Genomic DNA, 19,330 nt, shown 5'->3' with positions numbered 1-19,330 from the left:
AGATGACTCAGTTATTATCTGGACTTACAATTTTAGATTTCTCTCATCGTCTACCAGGGCCTCTTGCTTCAAAATTATTAGCAGGCCTTGGTGCGAATGTTTTAAAAGTTGAAGATATAAAATTCAAAGACCCATTTATCTATGGAGCTTTTGCGAAGTTTGATGATAGTTTTCCACATTGGTATGAAGAGCTGAATTCTAATAAGCAAATTATTCGTCTAGATTTTAATGCCACAGATATAAAACTAAAGATTAAAGAGTTACTTGAAAATTGTGATGCTGTAATTTTAGGTCTACCAGAAAAGCTCTTAAATAAGCTTGGGCTAAATCAACAAGATCTTTCTTCATGTACGAAACCTTTGGCCGTCATTGAGTTACTTGCCTCTAAAGAACATACAAAGGCCATGCATGACTTAAATGCACTGGCCTTAACTGGTCTTTTAAAACTTCATGTACAAGATCAGAGTGCTCCCATTGTTGCCCCTCCATTTCTTCCTATTGCAGGGATTGGATTTGGACATAAAGTAGCAACAGACCTTTTAGCAGCATTATTAAAGACTAGTAGAAGTGGTTGTCACACTTTTCATAAATGCTACTTATTCGAATCAACTAAAGAAATATTTGAATCTTTTTGGCCAAAGAAGTCCCAGGCCAGACAGAAGTTTCTTCATAATGGTCTCTACCCTTGTTACAATCTGTATCAAACCAAGGATAAGCGCTATATTGCTTTAGCAGCAGTTGAAGAAAAGTTTTGGATTCGTTTTTGTGAAATTTTCAAATTAAATATTGAAAGCGATAAAAGATTCTTCTATGAAGACCAAAGTATATTTCTAGAAGTTGCCTCTCATATCGCTCACTATGATTACGAAGAAATTGCTGAAATGACCAAGGGTGAAGAGATCTGCCTTAGTCTTGTATAGAACAAGACTAGGAAGCTTTCTTACTCTTACCTTCTACCATTTCTTTAACCTGTTCAATAACATGGATTAACTCCTGGGCCTCTCTTTGAAGTTGCTTAGAGCTTTCGGCCGTCTCAATTACTGTAGAGTTATTCTCATGTCCTACTTGATCTAAAATCTCCATGGCCTTAGAAATTTCATGAACACCTTGAGATTGCTCTTTAGATGCATTTGCAATTTCATTAACCTGATTATTTACAAGATCAACATTGCCTATAATTTCATCGAGAATGACCTTACATTCATAGGCCTTTTCTTTTCCTTTATCAACGGCTTGAGTGCCTTCAGCAATCATCTCATCCATTACACTTGTCGTTGAATTAACAATTTGTTCAACTTTATTCATACTACTGTCAATGAGTTCGCGAATCTCCTCACTAGCTGAGCCGGACATATTTGCGAGGGCACCAATTTCTTCTGCTACAACAGCAAAACCTTTTCCTGACTCTCCAGCTCTTGCGGCCTCAACAGAAGCGTTGAATGAAAGAAGCTTCGTCTGAAAAACAATATCATTGATAACTTTTGTTTTCTCATTAATATTTTTAATAATATTTAAGATTTCAGAAACTTCACTATTTGTAAGTTTCATTCTACTGATAACTTTCTCATTATTCTTAGTTATATCTTCAATAGTCACCAGCATTTCATCAACACTTCCCTTTCCTTTATTTGCAGAGTTTTGACTTTTTAGTGATGTATCTTTTGAGGCCTGAGCTGATGCGGAATTTCTCTGTATCATGGCATTGATCTCTTCTACAGAAGAGACCGTTTGCTGCAAACTTGAAGCTTGATTCTGACTAGCTGCGGACAAGAGATTACAATTATCCAAACTCTTATTTGCGCCATTAGAAACGTATTCTGATGTCTTAAATAGCTTCTCAGCAATTGAAAGAAGAGGTCCACGAATATTCTTCTTAACTACAAATGAAATTGCTAAAATGATGATAATCATAGCAATAATAACTTTTGTAATATCTTCGATGAGGGCCTTATTTATTGTTGCTTTGACATCCTCAATATAAATGCCCGTCCCTAAAATCCAGTCCCAATCTTTATCGTAAGCAATATAAGATAACTTAGGAACATGCTTAGACTTATCTTTCTTATCAACCCATGTGTATTGAATAAACCCATCGCCACTTGCTTTAGCAATATCTACCATCTTAACAAAGATCTTATCTCCAACTTTATCTTTAAATGTATTAAGGTCATTTCCAACGAGAGACTTCACAGGATGCTCAACCATTTTAGGAAAACTATCATTTATCCATAAGTAGTCATCCTTGGCCTGTCCATAGCGAATGCGCCCAATTGATGCCGCCGCCATCTTCTTTGCCTGTTCCAAAGTTAGCTCACCTTTTTTTACCTTTTCTTGATGATCTTTTACAACTGCCATGGCCGCTTGAATTACGAATTGAATAGAGAGCTTCTTCTCATTCATTAAATTCTTAGACGTATTAGTATAGGAGCTATAAATAAATAATGTTGAAAACATGAAAAATGGTATCACCACAATTTAAAAGAATTTTATGTCCGATATTAATCCTCATGAAAATCTCCTTATATATTCTATAATCGGGATCAAGTAGAAAATATTTAGTTAATAATAAGTAAAGATTTCTTGAATAACCGACAAAATTAGACCTTGCCAGAAAAGCAGTCATCTAATAAATTGTTTTCATGGGATTAATGTATATGTTTCCTGTTTCAGAAGATGAGCAGGATAGAATAGATTTTGTTAATACGGGCTCAACTAAGAGTATTGTTCTTAAGACATATGGGCTACCTCTAGTCTTTTGGGGTTACCTCATTGCAATACTTGCCGTTATTGGAGCAATGTATCTGGCCGTGCAAGGTCCAATTAGAAAACTAATTGAGACTGGAGATAGTATCAATATCTATCTTGCTTACACAGTTCAAGCGACTTTAATCATTCTCCCTCTTACCCTTATCGCGCTATACTTCTATGAGAAGCTCATCACAAAATCAAAAGAGAGTTTAATTATTACTCACAGAGTATTTTGGATACCTATCTGGAAGAAAGTCATTGAGCTTAAAGATTCTGATTCTGTTGAAATTAATCACTTCATGGATAGCCCTAATGTGGCAAAAATGAGGAAAGATGCTTCGATGAAAGGATTTGAAAACAAAGGCTACTATGAGCTGTACGCCACAAATTCTAAGAATCAGTCAATCTTTGTTGATAGACATTCAAGAAAAGCTGATATGGTAAAAATGCGAGATCTTCTAAGAAAGTATTAAAATCTCCCTCGACATAAAATTGTTTTTTAGGCAGAGACAACTTCAAGGCGGCGCCGAAGGAGAATTTAGGCGGGAAAATTCATTCCGTTTAAGAAAGCCCGTTAAGACTATTCTTGTAAAGCATTATTCTATAAAATCTCTTCACTTCAAAATCAATTAATCCTAAAGTTATCATTCGCCATTTCTAAAGACTCACAGCGAAACACTTAACACTGTACTCAAATCATAAAAATTAGTTAAAATAAATACTTAATCAATCGTCTAGGATATTTAGTGAAATTAGCTCTACTCATTACCATCGTCTTTCTATCTTCATGTACACAACAGAAAGATTATTATCAAACAAATAAGAAAATAAAGAACGTTATCTTTATTATCGGTGATGGGATGGGCCCACAACAGCTCTCGCTACTTCAGCTCTATGCTAAGCATGCTCCATCTTCTAAGTTCAAGGGGCCGACAAATCTTGAAAAGCTTATGAGTATTGGAGAGACCAGCTCTGTAATGACAAATCCTGGAGGAAAGCTAGTTGTTGATTCCTCTTGTTCGGCCACTCAGTATGCCACGGGAGAATATTCTCTGCCAGAAGTCGTCGGTCTTGATTACAAAGGAAGAACAAGTGAGACAATTCTTGAAGTTGCTAAAAAAGCGGGACTAAGAACTGGACTAATCTCTGATACACGAATTACACACGCGACACCTGCCTCATATGCTTCACATAATAAAAAGAGAAGTAATGAAAATGAAATTGCTAAGCAAATGTTAGAAGTAGGACCTGATCTAATGTTATCAGGTGGACTTAGACACTTTCTACCAAGTTCGCCTACTCCAGATTCCATGAACCTCATTCCAAAAGAGTTTAAGCATAACTCTAAAAGAAAAGACGATGAGAATCTACTAACCTTTGCCAAGTCAAAGGGATACTCGCTTGCTTTTCAAAAAAGTGATTTAATGAAAAATCAGTCTAAGAAAGTTCTAGGCCTATTTTCTAATTCTGCAATGCCTAATGGGATTTGGTATACGAAAAATAAGAATAATAAAGACAGAACAATACCAACTCTTACTGAGATGACTGAGTTTGCCCTCAAGAATTTAGAAAAAGATAATGATAAAGGATTTTTCTTAATGGTAGAGGCCGGACAAATAGATTGGGCGGGTCATGGTAATGATGCAGGTCTAATGCTGCATGAACTATTGAGTGCAGATGAAATGCTAGGAGTAGTTTATCAGTGGGTAAAAGATAGAGACGATACTTTAGTCGTTGTTACGGCCGATCATGAAACAGGAGGCTTTGGCTTTAGCTACTCTGCTCATGATGTACTTAAGGAAGAGAAGGTTTCAACAGATCACTTCAAAGACGGAATTTATAAATCATACTTCAATTACGGTGAGTATAAAATTTTAGATAAAATCTATAATCAAAAATCCTCTTTTCAAGAAATGCTTCAAAATGTTTCTAAGTGGGACAAGAAAGAACAAACTCCACAGAAGATGAAGGAATACTTCGAGTCACAAATGGACTTTAAGCTAAGTGATGCTGATGTTGCTCAAATTCTTAAATCTTCAGAGAATAAGTATCATAATGAAAGTCATCCATATCTGGCGGAAAAAGAATTTCCTCACATTGAAGACTTTTCAGCTTTCTATGTTTACGGGAATAGAATTAGGCAAAATATTTTTGCAAGAGTTCTTGCAGACCAACAAAATGCAGTTTGGGCCACAGCAACTCATACTTCAACTCCAGTAATGATGGTTACAGTGGGGCCTAAGAGTCTAACTGATACATTTGATGGATTATTGCATTCAACAGAAGTTGGAAGAAAAACATTTAAGGCACTAGGGCTTAGCAAGGAATTTAGAGATTAGCTTGCTTTTCGTAATGAGTCTGACCGGCCTTAGAGATCATAGCGCCTCCAAGACAAATATTTTGTTCGTCTATTGTTATATAGAACACAATAGACTGCCTAAGAGTAACGGCCCTTTGTGACTCTTTAAAAGTAACGTGAATTAAATCTCCATCAATACTCTCAATGGTACACTCTTGATCTTTTTGTCTATAGCGTACTTTCGCTCTACATTTTAGAGGTAGTTCAAAATCAAAATTTGGAGCGACCCAAGAAATTTCATTGGCCCACAGCTCATCACAGAAAAGAGCTGGATGATTCTCACCTCTTTCAACGATCACAACATTACGTTCAATATCTTTACCTACGACAAACCAAGGCTCACCAGGTCCACCAAGACCTAGTCCCTTTCTTTGTCCAATTGTGTAGTACGCTGCACCTGAGTGCTCGCCAACAACCGTTCCATCAAGGCCTTCAAAATTTCCAGGAGTAAGCTGAATATATTGAGAAAGAAAATTTTTAAAATTCCTCTCACCAATAAAACATATACCAGTTGAATCTTTTTTGTTCTTCGTTGCTAGATCAAATTTTTCAGCGAGTGACCTAACTTCAGACTTAGGAAGATGTCCAATTGGAAAAACGACCTTGTCTAATTTCTGCTCTTGCATTGTATAGAGAAAATATGTCTGATCTTTGCCAGGATCATTACCTTTTACCAGTCTTCTTTTGCCGTCGACTAAAATATTCTGGCAATAGTGTCCTGTTGCTAAATAATCAGCACCTAACTCAAGTGCTTTGTCTAAGAAGACTTTAAACTTGATTTCTCTATTACATAGAATATCTGGATTTGGAGTAAAGCCAGCAGCGTATTCATCTAAGAAATGTTTAAAAACATTGTCTTTATACTCTTTAACGAACTCGACACTATAGTATGGAATATCTAATTTTTCGCAAACTTTGATTACATCATCATATTCTTTAGATGCCATGCAAACACCATTTTCATCTTCCTCTTCCCAATTTTTCATGAACATTCCAATTACATTGTAGCCTTGCTCTTTAAGCACGGCCGCACATACGGAACTATCCACTCCACCGCTCATACCGACGATGATAGTAGTTTCTTCATTAGGTTTAATCTGATTAGGTACTATATTTTGCATTAGGTTTATGTAACAGGAAAAAGACGTAATATAAAGAGCTATGGTCTAAAATATATCATAGCTCCAAGCAAGGGTACTGGCCCCAATATAGGAGAATGCGTTGTATAAGGTCTTGAAATTCAAAGTTTCAACAAAATCATTGGATGTATGGTGTCTAGTGGAGTTAAAGTCATCTTCCCAATTTTGTGAAAAAGTCACTGCTGCAAAGGACTCGTCCCAAAAACTAATATGATCTCCCGAGTTGAAGCTGCTAGAAACAACATCGAACCGGATTCCACTTGATGACTTATCTCCGGCCCTTTTTAAACTAGAAATAAGTTTAGAATCAAGGCCATGAGAAGCATCAGATTCTTTTCTAATATAGGCCTTAAAGTTGTTATACTTCTTTTTCTTATCACTAGATTTTGAGTCATGGCCTAGCATCAATAAGTTAACAAAGCCTGCAAATTTCTCTTTTCTAAGAGTAGACTTATACTTTTGAACAAAGGCCCTAGAGCCAAGAAAACCAAATTCTTGAAAATCAAAGAATACGATCCTGATCGTTTTAGGAGTACTAACTTCCGATAGAACTTCAATTAAAGAAAGAAGGGACGCCACACCCGAGGCATTATTATCTGCTCCAGGTTGTTTGGCCGAAAAGTCTATAGACAGGTTTTTCTTATCATAGGCAATGGTATCGTAATGGGCACCAAGAATGATTACTTCTTGAGGTGAGATCGTTCCCTTTTTCTCCCAAATGATATTCTTACCCTTTACTTGTCTGAATTTTTCAAGTTGAGCAATCATTGAATTGGTAAAGTTATTCCACTTAATATAAGTCTCAGAGTCTTTAGGATACTTACCTGCAATTTCTTTTTGAAAGTCTTTTCGATAGATAGAGATTCCGTGATCTATATCTGGTACAAATTCATCAACATAGAGCAAAGACTTGGAGTCTAAATTCTTAATTCTGTTAACTAACCAAGGAGCGACTTTGGCATGGGAATTCGTACCAACCATTCTATTTGGACCACAGCACCTTACAAAATCTCTTAAGTGATTAATTAGATAATTCTTCTTATACTTTCTAAAAATATTTCTAACAGAGGACATACTCTGAATATTCTTGTCGTAATCTCTTAGAACAAAGTTTCCACTGGCAGATGTGGCCACATTTATTAATAAAAATAATAATAAGATTCTACAATTCAAATTCAACAACTTTTCTCTCTTCTTTTTCACCAGTTAATTCTTCTTCTATTTTACTCTTTGGCAATGTCCTGAACTCGCCATCATCGAAGAAGCCGGCATGCCTAACAACACCAGAACCAATAACTTTTCCACCAATACCTCTTTTATTGTAGAAAACCTGATATCCACCGCGAGGACATTGTCCAGTACGTTCTTTTTCGAATTCCACAACTACAGTTCTGTTATTTTTAAAATATAAAGTACAAGGCAGCTTCTCACCGTTAGGCTCAGTTTGAACATAACACTTCATGGGTCTTGATAAATCCATTGAAGGGTCGTGGGAAAAACGCATTAATCTACAATGAGTATAATAATGACGATCTATGTAATCCACGTACACCAACTGCTTTCCAGGATAGATCTTTATAACATGAAGGTTCTTATCTAATTGACTAGTCCCCCTGACATGTAACTCAGATTGGTTTAAGTGATAGAGATGAACTCCGTCATGCTCTCCTACAGTAGTCTCATCGTTATAATTGATAAGTATTCCTTCTTTTCGCAGACTAGGCGGAGAGAAACGTTCGACGATATCGACAAACTCAGGATCATAGAAGAATGATTTTCTTATTTCCTTACTCGCCTTATTATCTTTAAGAAATTTTATACCAAGAAGGCCTGCAATCTTTTCGACTTCTGTGCTTTTTATTTCGGCCAATGGAAAAACAAGCATAGACAGTTCAGCTTGAGATAATCTACTAAGTCCATAGGTTTCGTCATTAGCGACATCGTTTGGAACTAAGAGACTATAGACACCAGACTTTTGGTTTTTGAATACTTTGGCCATATGACCAGTAGAAACCATAGTGGCCTTTAACTGCTTTGCCTTTGAAATAAGGGTTTCAAGCAGAACTTTATTCCAAGCTATAATTGCTTCAAAACTCTCTCCCGCCAACTTTGTAGAAACAACAGGCTCGATAACTCTGGCATAGAAAAGAGATGATACATTAGTTCCATAAAAAGGAATTTCTAGTTGATCACAAATAAGTTTAACCTTATCAAGATCTGCGGGATTCCAAGTTTTAAAACAAGGGTAATCATATTCATGAAAAATGACTCCAAGACCAATTACATTTAAACCTTGTTTCTTTAGTAGATATGCGGCCACAGTAGATTCCAGTCCACCATCCATACCAACAACTACTATTTCCCGAGTATTTCTATCAACCTTATTCATATTAATCCTTGAATATTATCAATAGTATATCAAAGAACGAAAAAAATTAAAGTATGCACAATTTTTAACTATTTAAAATAATTAACTCACTTTACTTAAGTACGGACAAAATTGATCCGAAAAGAAGTTAATGATAGCAAGAAAACCTCCAACTATTACCACCGGGGATATATTACTTTTCGAAGTAAATAATCAACAACACAACCAAAGTCAGCTCAAAGATTTTTTAAACTTCTTAAAGTTTTGTGGAAAAAGAGGTTCGCTTAAATTTAACCATATTGAAGAGAAGGCAACTTTAATTAAAGGCCTTACTTTGAAAGAAAATATCTTACTCGATACTGGAATAGAAATTACGCGTGATAGTGATCTATTCAAGATTCTTGAAAATAGAGGTCAATCATACCTTTGCCAACTTGCAAAGAAGATTACAAACCTAAATCTCTATCCAAACGAAGTCGATATAGAGACTAAGAAGATTGCGGCCTTAATCAAAACTCTGGCCAGCGAAGCTGAATATATTCTTTTAGAAAAACCAGAGAAATATCTCTCTAAGGCCAATACCGAGCTCTTTCTCGCTGCATTATTTCAATCAATGACACAGAGAAAACAAATTCTACTTCTTACTAGTGAAAAGCGTAATCTATGGCTTTCTCATATTAGTAAGGTCGTTACCCGTTCAGAAACCGGACGCTTCACTCTTGACGCAGTTTTAGGAAAAGATGATATCCTAAACCACGGTCATTTAGAGTTTTCCATGAATTCACAGACCTTGAAAAAAGCTGCCTAATATTTGACAGATTAAGGTGCCTAATCGGATAATATCTTGAAATAAAAGATAAACCACACAAACACAGAGACAAAATGACAAAGAAAAATACTTTGAATTTTATCGACATCTTCGCGGGTGCAGGCGGACTCTCGTGCGGGCTAGAACTCGCAGGACTCAATTGCCTACTGGGAATAGATTACGACAAATATGCAATGCAGACATTTGCAAAGAATCACCGTAAGGCACAAGCTTTTTGTGGTGATATAAGAAAGCTTCAAAAGAAAGAATTGCTAGAGAAGTTAGATGGTAACCCAGTTCATCTCGTTGTTGGTGGACCTCCATGCCAAGGTTTTTCAACTGTAGGCCTAGGTAATCCTGATGACATGAGAAACACTCTCTTTCTTGAATTTTGTCGTGTGGTAAGAATAACCAAACCATACTTCGTCATTATTGAGAATGTAACAGGACTTCTTGCTAAAAAGAATGAGGATACTTTACAGAATATCTTTAAAAAATTTAAATCTCTTGGATACGATATGGATGTCCAAGTTATGTCCTCACAAAACTATGGTGTTCCAGAAAAGAGAAGAAGAACTATTCTTATTGGAACAAGAATAAATGTAGAAATAGAATTTCCAAAGAAAACCCATGATGTCGTCATTGCAAAAACCCATCGTCCTTCGATGACTGTGGGTGATGCTCTTAGTAATCTCGCAACGAAATCAGGTGAGTTCCTAAATCATGACCTTGATAGTGCGCACTTGAAATCGAAGATAGAGAAAAAGAGAATTGCGAGAATTCCTGAAGGTAAAGGTATTCGCTACGAAGCTGATGAGAAGAAGTACTTTACTCCATCACTAAAGCTTGGTGTGGACTGGAAGAATCTAAGAGAGAATAGATTTCGTCAAACAAAGTATCAAAGACTTGATCGCTCACTTCCAAGTCCAACAATTATGACACATAGACATAGTTACTTTCATCCAGTTGAGGATAGATACTTAACTCAAAGAGAAGCTGCTGCCCTACAGAGTTTTCCGAATAATTTTGAATTCATGGGACCTCTTTCTGCACAGTGGAGACAAATTGGTAATGCGGTACCTCCTCTTATGGCCAAAGCAATCGGAAAGAGCATATTAAAAATGTATAAGAATTATCTAAACGAAAGAGACTCTAAAGCATTAAAAAAAGAAAATACAAAAACGAGAATTAGAAATGTTAGAGAGACAGCTTTTGTTTACAAGAAATAATTTTTACCTTCTAGTTACACTCGTATTCTTATCGAGTTGCTCCACAACTAGTAAGCAAAACTGCCTTATTAACAGGGCCGCTTTTGACATTGGTTCGGGCTCAACTAAGATGACTGTTGCAAAAGTGGACCAGTGTAAGAATCAAATTGTAGAAGTACTTTTTGAAGATCAAAGTTCAGTGACATATAAAGAATCATTATATGAAAATAATAATAGCTTTTCAGAAAAGATTATCAAAGAAGGTATTGAAGAGCTTCAAGAGCTAAAGCAAACTGCGCTAGATCTAGGAGTAAAGGAATTTCAGGGATTAGCAACTGAGGCCTTTAGGAACGCGAACAACGGAACTGAGACCATAGACAGAATAATTAGTGAAACAGGTATTGGAATTAAGGTCATTACTCAAGAGCTAGAAGCAAGATATGGCTACCTTGGGGCCAAGACGAAACACCCATTTAGCGATAAAGACAATATTGTCGTTTGGGATATCGGTGGCGGATCAATGCAGATGACCTATGTTGAAGATGGTAAGTTTCATTTCTATCTCGGAAAACTTGCAAGCGTAAGTTTCAAAGAAAAAGTTTTAGAAAATTACTACGGTGCTGGGACGAAATCCCCTAATCCTCTAGGAAAGTCAAAGGCGAAGAAATCACTTGCCCTATCAAGATTCTTTGCCCATGGAAATGTTCCAGAGCACGTAAAGAAGTATATTGAAAGAGCGAGAGTCTTTGGTATAGGCGGAGTTCATTACTACTCAATTCGTAAGCAGGCCTTGAAGAAAGGTCATATATACAATCAACCACAACTGAGAATTGCCCTTAATAAAAGGTCTAAGCTAAGTGATAGGCAAATTGGAGGAAAGTATGCCCCAACAGATGTCACAAATATTGCCTTAGTACTAGGTTTTATGGAAGCATTAGGAATCAGAAAGGTTGAGTCTTATAAAGTAAATATGTCTCACGGACTCTTTTTAGATCAAGACTTATGGTAAAAGCTCTTTTCATAATAGCGCTCAGTTTGTGTGTATATTCATGCACATCAACACCTACAGTAGATTACAAAGAGCTATATTCTAAAAAAGAACATGGTAGCAAATTCTTAGAAATCGATGGCCAAATGATTCACTATAGATCATTTGGTAAAGGTAGGCCTGTACTTCTTTTGCACGGTATTTGTGATAGTCTACACACCTGGCGTCACTGGAAGGATGGACTTGTCCAAAGTAAATTTCAGTTCATCTCTATTGATCTTCCCGGCTATGGGCTAACAGGCCAGTGGAATAAAAGTTACACAACACAGAATTATATAGATCTCATTAATAAGTTTTTGCAAAAGCTTGAAATAGAAAATGTATCAATTATAGGAAATAGCCTTGGTGGATATATGGCATGGAATTATGCTCTAAAGTATCCCAATAAAGTTAACAAACTAGTCTTAATCTCACCGGCAGGATATCCACTAGATCCTCCTTTTGTTGTTCACTTTGGGCAAGATAAGTTTACGAGATGGTTGGCCACAACTTTTTCAAACCAATTTATTTATAAAAAAATAAGTGAGTCAGTCTTCTATGATGCAAGCAAGCTATCCCAATACGATAATGATCGCTTCTATCACTTAAGCCTGATTCCAGGCAATGCACAAGCGTATATGGATACCTTTAATGTGATTCTTAAACTTTCTAAACAAGTACCGAATCTCAAAGAACTTAAAACACCTACTCTTCTACTTTGGGGAAAAGAAGATGCTTGGATACCTTATGAGCAAACCAGCAAGTGGAAAGAGGATGTAGAGAACTTAAAACATATTAGCTATGAGAAAGTAGGTCATGTTCCTCAACTTGAAATTCCTCAAAGAAGCTTAAAAGATATTATTAGTTACTTGCAAACTGAATAACAAAGCACGTATTATCATCACTATGATCCACAAAGATATCACCACTATGCTCTTGCATAATTCTCTTACAATTAGATAGACCCAGGCCAGAGCCGACTCCAACACCTTTAGTTGTATAGAATGAGCTGAATATTTTCTCACTCACTTTAGGGTCTATTCCCTTACCGCAGTCTCTTAGTTTAACTTGTTTTAGGTCTGGAAGAAATTCAACACTAACCCACTTTTCTATTTCTTCTAGTTCATTAATTGCATCACAAGCATTACTTAGAAGATTAACAAAGACTTGAAAAATACGAGTCTCATTAACTTCTTCAATAAATTTACGATCTCTTCCTACAACTTTCAAATCAATATGAGATTGATGAAATTTATGATTACAAATATCAACAGACTCATCAAAGATTTTAATAATATCTTGTTTTACAAAAGGATCATCTTCACCAGTACGTGCAAATACTTTTATAGAGTCTACGATTTTTAAAATTCTATCTGAAGTTGCCTCTATCCTATATGCAATTTTCTCTAATTTCTCAGGATTCTGTGGACCTAGACGTTTGAGCATCTGAGCACTTCCTGAGATGACTGTTAGTGGATTTTTTATATCGTGAATAATTCCTGCCACCATTTCACCTAAGGCGGTAAGCTTTTCATTGAATTGAACCTGACCTTCAAGTCTTTTAATATCTGTTATATCGACGCCAATAAGAACTGCCTCTTGAGAGTTATTAATCTTATTAGCACTTACCCAAAAGATATGGTCAATACCATTAACAGTGGATTTAATCTCCTGAGAAATTGACGATTGAGAGGAATTAAAGAGTTTTTTTACAAAGTTAAAGAAGAACTTATTATCCGTGTAGAAACCTACTTTGTTTCCAATAAAGTCAGTAGGTGCTAAATCACAAAGCTGCGCTAAAGTAGAGTTAACTTTAATATATTCCATTTCTGAATTTACAACTGAAATAGTGCAAGGAACAGCATCAAATATATTCTCGTATAAAGAATCAACCTCAACCGCCGACTCAAGAGTTAATGACTCTAGCTCAGATCGAGAGATTGTCACCTCATCATCTTTACAATGATTCTTTAAAAGATATTCTTTAAGCTGTTCGTAAGTTTTAAAATTCATAACATCCTATCGGAAGTTTTTTTACAGAGATAAACTCAAGATTCCTTAAGTTGAACTTTATCCGTGGCCTTTTGTAAACTCGCAAAGAAACCTTTACTTTCAAGTAACGCCCTAGGGTTTCCGGACTCAACTAGTCGGCCTTTATTGAAAACAAGAAGATTATCGCAGCTCATAATTGTATCAAGTCGATGAGCAATAATAAGACAAGTCTTAGATTCCATAATCTCATTAACGGCATTATGAATAATCTTCTCATAGTGCGGATCTATATTTGCGGTTGCTTCATCAAGGATAAGTATCCGAGGGTTTTGCAATAGTACTCTGGTTAAACTAAGTAATTGTCTCTCGCCTACACTTAGGTTTTCTCCATTTTCTAAAACAATTGAATCTAGAGTTATTGCTGATTCTTGCATTACTTGCAAAAGACCTGTTGTTTTAGCACAATCAAGTAGAACTTCGTCAGTAGTGTCCTTGTCTGCACTTAAGTTCTCTCTTAAGCTGCCATGAAAGATGATTGGGTCCTGCGAAACGAAGCCGATAGATTTTCTTAAAAAATTACGCTCATAATCTCTAATTGAGATACCATCAACCAGAATGTCACCCTTTTGAAACTCATATAATCGAGATAGAAGACTCACAGTTGTGGTTTTACCACAACCAGTAGTTCCAACAAGTCCGATCTTCTGTCCTTTTTCAATATTAAAGCTAACATCTTTTAAAACCCAATCATCGAGATTATAACTCATCCAAACGTTAGAAAACTCAATTCTACCTTCGAGATCAACTGAATTAAGAGATCCATTATTTCCCAGTACATCTAATTCTGTTTCATGAGAAAAGAAGCTTGCAACCCTCTCACCACTTGTTAGGGCCTGTTGAATAACGTGGATCTCTCGCGCCAACATCATGATAGGAGAAAAGAATCTTTCACAGTATCTGATAAATGCAACAAAAACTCCTACGCTAAGAGTTCCGGCCATGACGGCCTTACCACCGAAAAAGACAAGGCCCATTAATGGTAGCGAACAGAGAAATGCAGTAAAAGGTCTAGACCATGCATAAAGAAAATTCGCACTTAATTGGGCCTGCTGGTGGCTAATCACAGCATCATCAAAATTCTGTCTAGACCATTGCTCAAGTCCATATGAGCGAATGACATCTATACCATTAATATATTCATTTAATTTAGAATTAAGCGCACTTGAGTGTTTAGACATACTTCTATTTACATCACGGACTTTTTTCTTAGTTGCAAATACGAATAAGACGGCCGGAAGCATGGAGCTTACGAGAATAAGTCCCAACTTTAAATCTGTTATACACATCGCACTTGCTGCGATAATTGCCATAAAGATTGCATTAACAAAGCGACCAATAGTTGAGGTAAAAAATTCTTCCACACCTTCAACATCATGAGTAAGTCTAGTTATAACTCTTCCCTGAGGTTGTCTATCGTAGAAATTAAGGGGTAATTTATGAATAAAGTTAAATAGAGACTTTCTAATATCTAAAATCGTCGAAGAAGCATTTATAATTAGAATTCGTCTACCGCTCCACTGAAAAGCTAGTCCCAGGATTTCAAGAGCGATAATACTAATGGCCCAAAATGTTGAGGCATCAATATCCTTAACGAGGAGACCTTTTTCAACTAGAAACCCCATTGATCTAGAAGAGAAAATTGCCACAAGAGAACTTAGCAACATTAGAAAAAGAGCAATGAAGAAGCTCTTCTTTCTAGGGGCAGCATAGCGCATAAGAAATTTAATAGCACTAAAATCACTAATAAACTTATTCTTTACGTTAGTTTCATCTTGTTCATCTTTATGTAGATATTGTTTCTCACTCATTAGTATCACCTTCAAGTCTATCTAGATGAAGAAACTTAGAGCAGTACTTCAAAGTGGACTTTCTATGGGCGACCCAGACAAGCGTTGTTGAGCTTAATTCTCGATCAAGGTTTTGTAATATCTTCTCTTCAGTAACCGTATCCACTGCACTTAAACAATCATCCAAGAATAGAACTTTTGGATTCCTTGCTAAGGCCCTGGCCAAGGTCAAGCGCTGCTTTTGCCCACCTGATAAGTTAATTCCCCACTCACCTAAGGCAGTATCTAATTTATTTTCAAAGTTTTTAACATCTTCATCAAGTCCGGCCAATTCAAGGTAGTACCAAATATCTTCGTCACTAAGATCATTGTCCATACAAATATTTTTCTTGATAGTGTCCGCAAATAGAAAAGGTCTTTGTTGAACAATGCTAATATAATTTCTAAGTTCATTATGCTCATAGGAGTTGAAGTCTCTTCCGTGAAAAAAAATCTTACCAGTATAGTTTCTCTCTATCCCACTTAAAAGATTTAAAAGCGTTGTTTTCCCTGTTCCAATCGCTCCAGTGATTCCAAATCGCTCACCAGGAAGCAAAGAAAGATTTAACTTGTTAATTAATTCTCCTTCACTTTCAGCATAAGAGAAACTTAGGTCTTTAACTTTTAAAACATATTCGTCTTCTTTAATTGGTTCACCTTTATTGAAGAGGTGATCTTCTTTCTCGTTGATATAAATCTCATTAAGTCTTTCAAGACTTGTCGTCCCTTTTTTCCAGTCAGAAATAATAAAGCCCATTTCCATGAGAGGATCTTGTAAAAGAAAGATGAGCCCTTGCATTGTCACAAAGTCTCCGACACTCATTTGGTTTGAAATAACAAGATTCATTCCTAAAGCAAAGAGAACAATATAACTTACAACAGAGGAGCCTCCCATAACGGGGATATACTTTAATGAAGTTTCAAGTGCATCTCTTCTAACGTCTTTGTACTTATCCGCACTATCAACTAGTCTCTTAACCCAAAAATGTGCCGTCTGAGTTAGCCTCTGTAGCTTCACAGTACTAATGACCTGAGAAACAAGATCATTAAACTCACCCAGCTTTTTCTGAGATCGCTTAAATTTTATAATTTCACTGGCGGATAACTTCTTCACCAGCACAGGTAATATAGAGAGCACAACGATAGAAACAATTGTCATCTTCCAACTGATTAATAACATCGAAGCGATTGTTAGAATTCCCAGGAATAGGACATCAACAAAACCAACGATAGTGAATCCAAATATAAATCGAGAAGAATTAACATCACTATTTGAGGCATTCATTAAGTGCCCCTTAGTAAAAGAAGTGTTAAGGTCCCCTCTTTTAAAATATCTTACGTTATCCCAGATTTTTTTTCGAAGATAAGCGGAGGCCATATGTGTTTGTCTACCAAGAGTAATTCTCCAGCCCATTCGACCAATGGTGATAAGTATTCGACAAATAACAAAGATCCAAAAGATACGATAAAAAGTATCTAAATCGTTTTGCCCAATGAAGTATTTAGGAATAGGATCAGAATTTAGAAAGTTAATTACCCAGCCAACGATTCGAGTTGTAAGAACTTGGCAAATATTAGTTAGAAGCACCATAAGTATACCAATTATATAATTGGTCTTATGGTCACTAATATATGTTTTCCAAATAGAAAGAGATGATGAGTTAGACATGATAAAATTCTAGGCCTCTCATCTCCTTTTGGAAAGAAACTTTAAGCGATTTGTTTAACTAACCACGAACAAAATTCATCTAGTTCTTCGATAATCATAGGCAGCTGCTTCTTTACGTTATCAACAGCACTTTTCACTGCGTCGACACTATATGATATCTGACAAAGAGAGGCCGTTAATAATTCAATCATTTCAGGATGAAGAGAGTCAGAGTAGATAACACAGTCCGTAATTATCCCTTTATGAGAATCTAGATGAACTTCCATTCCACCCCACGAAAACCTCTCTTCTAAAGTGTGAGTAAATTTTGGCGTCTCACCAAATCTCCACTTCCAGTCTTTAAGAGTTTCATAGTAGCTATTTAATTTAGCTACGGACTTCAAATAATCATTATTTAAAATCTCAACTTCACATTTTTCATTATAGTGATCTGAGAATTCTTTTATGATGGCCTTGCAAAGCTCGTCGTGATTTAGCTCGCTATTATATTGAGTTAGGTTTGCTACTCTCGCCCTTACGCTTTTAATTCCCTTACTTTCGAGTTTCTTCTTACTCGGATTTAGATATTGCCCTAATTTAGTAAGATCGGCATTTATAAGAAGAGTTCCATGATGGAATGAACGATCTTTTGTTTCTTTAAATGCAGAGCCACTGATCTTCTTAGCACCTTCATGGTCATCAACCAATATATCGTTACGACCTGATGCATAGGCTTTGATACCAAATTGCTCTAGTGCAGAAATAATGATTTTATTATTAACACTCTTATCATAATTTTGCTTTGAGCTCATAAATGTAAAATTTGTATTTCCAAGATCGTGATAGACGGCGCCACCACCACTTTGCCTGCGGGCCAGCTTAATAGAGTCTTGCTCCATTTTCTCTGTGTTACACTCTGTCCAAGGGTTTTGAAAACGACCTATGACTACAGTATCTGAATTTCTCCAAAGATAGAGAACATGAGTCTCTGGGTCCATATCCCTGAAGATCCAATCTTCAGTGGCAAGATTAAACCAGGGATCAAAAGTTTCAGATACAAGAATTCTTAATTTAGACATAAATACTCCTCACTACTATGTAGCAAGGAATAATATGATTGTCTTTTCTAAATGCATTAAATTACTGATCGATAGAGATCTTAACATTCACAAGCCCAGCTCTCATTCTCATGATGAACGATGGAATTGGTTGACCATTCTTTTCTCTGCCGGCCAATGTATAGACTTTACGGACATAGAAATCCATATTCTTTAAGAAAGTTTTTGTCTTAACCTTAATGAAGATTCCTTTCATCGTAACACGCATAGGAATAATATTAGTGTCACGCAGGTAAGTACCTATTTCATGATCTACGTCTTTATGAAGTTGATTCAATGGTGGAAGCCAAGACTCAGATATGATTGGTAGAGATATTTTCTCAGTAAGAAATCTCTTTATTTCACTTTTTTGAACACTCGTAACAACATCAGTAAATTTAATCTTCGCTTTATTCTTTATTTTAGCGTAACGAATTTCATCAATCTTTCCATCATCACCTTTTTCGTGGATTGGAATAATAATTCCATCTTTATTGATTGTGAAAATTTTAGCAAAGTAAGTATCATCTTTTTTACCAAACTCAATTCTTGCAATTCCTGCAACAACATCTTTTACTTTCTCATCTAGTTGTTCGCCCGTAATTTTCTCAAATGCATTAACCAGCTGAACGATGTCTTCATTCTTTAATTCATACTCTCCCACTTCTGCGAGATAGCGTAAAATATAGAGAGTTAAAGTAAGTCCATCTCCTACAGCATAGTCGTCACTCATGGCCTCTTTAACTAAGAATATTTGCTTAGCAACTTTTTCGTAATCATCTAGGCCTAGACCAGATAAATTTCTATCGCTATTAGATGTTCTATTAGTAGAGCTATCTATATCTGTATCAGGAGTGTTTGGCGTAGAGCTCATAACATCATCAACAACAGGGTCGATATTAACATTGTCAGTATCTGCACTCACAAAATGAATAGATAGAATTAAACACATAAGTAATTTGATAATATGTTTGCCGTTTAACACAATTCCTCCAAATAGATATATAATGAGCTATATATAGCAAAATATAGGCCAACATAAGCTATTGA

General features: G+C 36.0%; 16 protein-coding genes. 7 read left to right on the top strand and 9 right to left on the bottom strand.

Annotation, left to right across the window (positions count from 1 at the left end):
* Positions 1–2 precede the first annotated feature (2 nt).
* The gene (locus DPQ89_RS14095; protein WP_127717671.1) at positions 3–920 is read left to right on the top strand and encodes a CoA transferase; all 918 of its coding nucleotides are present in this window, start codon (positions 3–5) and stop codon (positions 918–920) included.
* A 7-nt stretch (positions 921–927) separates the two neighbouring features.
* On the opposite strand, the gene DPQ89_RS14090 is transcribed toward DPQ89_RS14095, so the two are convergent.
* Entirely contained in the window at positions 928–2,454 is a 1,527-nt protein-coding gene (locus tag DPQ89_RS14090) for a methyl-accepting chemotaxis protein (RefSeq protein ID WP_127717670.1), read from the bottom strand.
* Between the two features lie 185 nt (positions 2,455–2,639).
* On the opposite strand from DPQ89_RS14090, the gene DPQ89_RS14085 reads away from it, so the two are divergent.
* Both DPQ89_RS14085 and DPQ89_RS14080 read left to right on the top strand, forming a co-directional pair.
* Positions 2,640–3,221 carry a hypothetical protein gene (locus DPQ89_RS14085; protein ID WP_127717669.1) on the top strand — a complete coding sequence of 194 codons (582 nt, stop codon included), beginning with the start codon at positions 2,640–2,642 and terminating at the stop codon, positions 3,219–3,221.
* Between the two features lie 273 nt (positions 3,222–3,494).
* Entirely contained in the window at positions 3,495–5,087 is a 1,593-nt protein-coding gene (locus DPQ89_RS14080) for an alkaline phosphatase (RefSeq protein WP_127717668.1), read from the top strand.
* Here DPQ89_RS14080 and mnmA read toward each other — a convergent pair.
* From mnmA to DPQ89_RS14065, 3 genes are read right to left on the bottom strand one after another with little or no spacing between them, the layout of a single operon-like run.
* Positions 5,077–6,228, bottom strand: a complete 1,152-nt coding sequence (gene mnmA / locus DPQ89_RS14075) for a tRNA 2-thiouridine(34) synthase MnmA (RefSeq protein WP_127717667.1) — start codon at positions 6,226–6,228, stop codon at positions 5,077–5,079. The genes DPQ89_RS14080 and mnmA overlap by 11 nt on opposite strands.
* A 45-nt stretch (positions 6,229–6,273) precedes the next feature.
* Positions 6,274–7,428, bottom strand: a complete 1,155-nt coding sequence (locus tag DPQ89_RS14070; RefSeq protein WP_127717666.1) for a M28 family metallopeptidase — start codon at positions 7,426–7,428, stop codon at positions 6,274–6,276.
* Positions 7,409–8,635 carry an aminomethyltransferase beta-barrel domain-containing protein gene (locus tag DPQ89_RS14065; RefSeq protein WP_127717665.1) on the bottom strand — a complete coding sequence of 409 codons (1,227 nt, stop codon included), beginning with the start codon at positions 8,633–8,635 and terminating at the stop codon, positions 7,409–7,411. Before DPQ89_RS14065 ends, DPQ89_RS14070 begins: the two co-directional genes overlap by 20 nt.
* A 130-nt stretch (positions 8,636–8,765) precedes the next feature.
* Here DPQ89_RS14065 and DPQ89_RS14060 point away from each other — a divergent pair, with 130 nt between their 5' ends.
* From DPQ89_RS14060 to DPQ89_RS14045, 4 genes are all read left to right on the top strand, one after another.
* Entirely contained in the window at positions 8,766–9,422 is a 657-nt protein-coding gene (locus DPQ89_RS14060; RefSeq protein WP_127717664.1) for a hypothetical protein, read from the top strand.
* 74 nt (positions 9,423–9,496) lie between these two features.
* Positions 9,497–10,651, top strand: coding sequence for a DNA cytosine methyltransferase (locus tag DPQ89_RS14055; protein ID WP_127717663.1), 1,155 nt, complete (start codon positions 9,497–9,499; stop codon positions 10,649–10,651).
* The gene (locus DPQ89_RS14050; RefSeq protein WP_127717662.1) at positions 10,617–11,639 is read left to right on the top strand and encodes a Ppx/GppA phosphatase family protein; all 1,023 of its coding nucleotides are present in this window, start codon (positions 10,617–10,619) and stop codon (positions 11,637–11,639) included. Before DPQ89_RS14055 ends, DPQ89_RS14050 begins: the two co-directional genes overlap by 35 nt.
* Positions 11,633–12,541 carry an alpha/beta fold hydrolase gene (locus DPQ89_RS14045; protein ID WP_127717661.1) on the top strand — a complete coding sequence of 303 codons (909 nt, stop codon included), beginning with the start codon at positions 11,633–11,635 and terminating at the stop codon, positions 12,539–12,541. Before DPQ89_RS14050 ends, DPQ89_RS14045 begins: the two co-directional genes overlap by 7 nt.
* On the opposite strand, the gene DPQ89_RS14040 is transcribed toward DPQ89_RS14045, so the two are convergent.
* The 5 genes from DPQ89_RS14040 to DPQ89_RS14020 form a co-directional block, all read right to left on the bottom strand.
* Positions 12,519–13,670: an ATP-binding protein gene (locus DPQ89_RS14040; protein ID WP_127717660.1), complete on the bottom strand. Its 1,152-nt coding sequence runs from the start codon at positions 13,668–13,670 to the stop codon at positions 12,519–12,521. The genes DPQ89_RS14045 and DPQ89_RS14040 overlap by 23 nt on opposite strands.
* Positions 13,671–13,705: 35 nt before the next feature.
* Positions 13,706–15,517, bottom strand: coding sequence for an ABC transporter ATP-binding protein (locus tag DPQ89_RS14035; protein ID WP_127717659.1), 1,812 nt, complete (start codon positions 15,515–15,517; stop codon positions 13,706–13,708).
* A complete protein-coding gene (locus DPQ89_RS14030; RefSeq protein ID WP_127717658.1) occupies positions 15,510–17,204 on the bottom strand; it encodes an ABC transporter ATP-binding protein in 1,695 nt (564 codons plus the stop codon). Before DPQ89_RS14030 ends, DPQ89_RS14035 begins: the two co-directional genes overlap by 8 nt.
* A 41-nt stretch (positions 17,205–17,245) precedes the next feature.
* Positions 17,246–18,262: a lipoate--protein ligase gene (locus DPQ89_RS14025; protein ID WP_127717657.1), complete on the bottom strand. Its 1,017-nt coding sequence runs from the start codon at positions 18,260–18,262 to the stop codon at positions 17,246–17,248.
* A 61-nt stretch (positions 18,263–18,323) separates the two neighbouring features.
* Positions 18,324–19,265, bottom strand: a complete 942-nt coding sequence (locus DPQ89_RS14020) for a hypothetical protein (RefSeq protein ID WP_127717656.1) — start codon at positions 19,263–19,265, stop codon at positions 18,324–18,326.
* Positions 19,266–19,330 lie beyond the last annotated feature (65 nt).

It is taken from the genome of Halobacteriovorax sp. HLS (assembly GCF_004006665.1).
Taxonomy (GTDB): domain Bacteria; phylum Bdellovibrionota; class Bacteriovoracia; order Bacteriovoracales; family Bacteriovoracaceae; genus Halobacteriovorax.
The sequence above is the reverse complement of the archived record's forward strand: the minus strand, read 5'-3'. Positions and strand labels throughout refer to the sequence as shown.

Coding starts and splice junctions, on each gene's coding strand:
- DPQ89_RS14090 (WP_127717670.1), bottom strand. CDS start 2,454: ATGTTTTCAACATTATTTATTTATAGCTCCTATACTAATACGTCTAAG.
- DPQ89_RS14055 (WP_127717663.1), top strand. CDS start 9,497: ATGACAAAGAAAAATACTTTGAATTTTATCGACATCTTCGCGGGTGCA.
- DPQ89_RS14050 (WP_127717662.1), top strand. CDS start 10,617: ATGTTAGAGAGACAGCTTTTGTTTACAAGAAATAATTTTTACCTTCTA.
- DPQ89_RS14045 (WP_127717661.1), top strand. CDS start 11,633: ATGGTAAAAGCTCTTTTCATAATAGCGCTCAGTTTGTGTGTATATTCA.
- DPQ89_RS14040 (WP_127717660.1), bottom strand. CDS start 13,670: ATGAATTTTAAAACTTACGAACAGCTTAAAGAATATCTTTTAAAGAAT.
- DPQ89_RS14025 (WP_127717657.1), bottom strand. CDS start 18,262: ATGTCTAAATTAAGAATTCTTGTATCTGAAACTTTTGATCCCTGGTTT.
- DPQ89_RS14060 (WP_127717664.1), top strand. CDS start 8,766: ATGATAGCAAGAAAACCTCCAACTATTACCACCGGGGATATATTACTT.
- DPQ89_RS14030 (WP_127717658.1), bottom strand. CDS start 17,204: ATGTCTAACTCATCATCTCTTTCTATTTGGAAAACATATATTAGTGAC.
- mnmA (WP_127717667.1), bottom strand. CDS start 6,228: ATGCAAAATATAGTACCTAATCAGATTAAACCTAATGAAGAAACTACT.
- DPQ89_RS14035 (WP_127717659.1), bottom strand. CDS start 15,517: ATGAGTGAGAAACAATATCTACATAAAGATGAACAAGATGAAACTAAC.
- DPQ89_RS14095 (WP_127717671.1), top strand. CDS start 3: ATGACTCAGTTATTATCTGGACTTACAATTTTAGATTTCTCTCATCGT.
- DPQ89_RS14085 (WP_127717669.1), top strand. CDS start 2,640: ATGGGATTAATGTATATGTTTCCTGTTTCAGAAGATGAGCAGGATAGA.
- DPQ89_RS14065 (WP_127717665.1), bottom strand. CDS start 8,635: ATGAATAAGGTTGATAGAAATACTCGGGAAATAGTAGTTGTTGGTATG.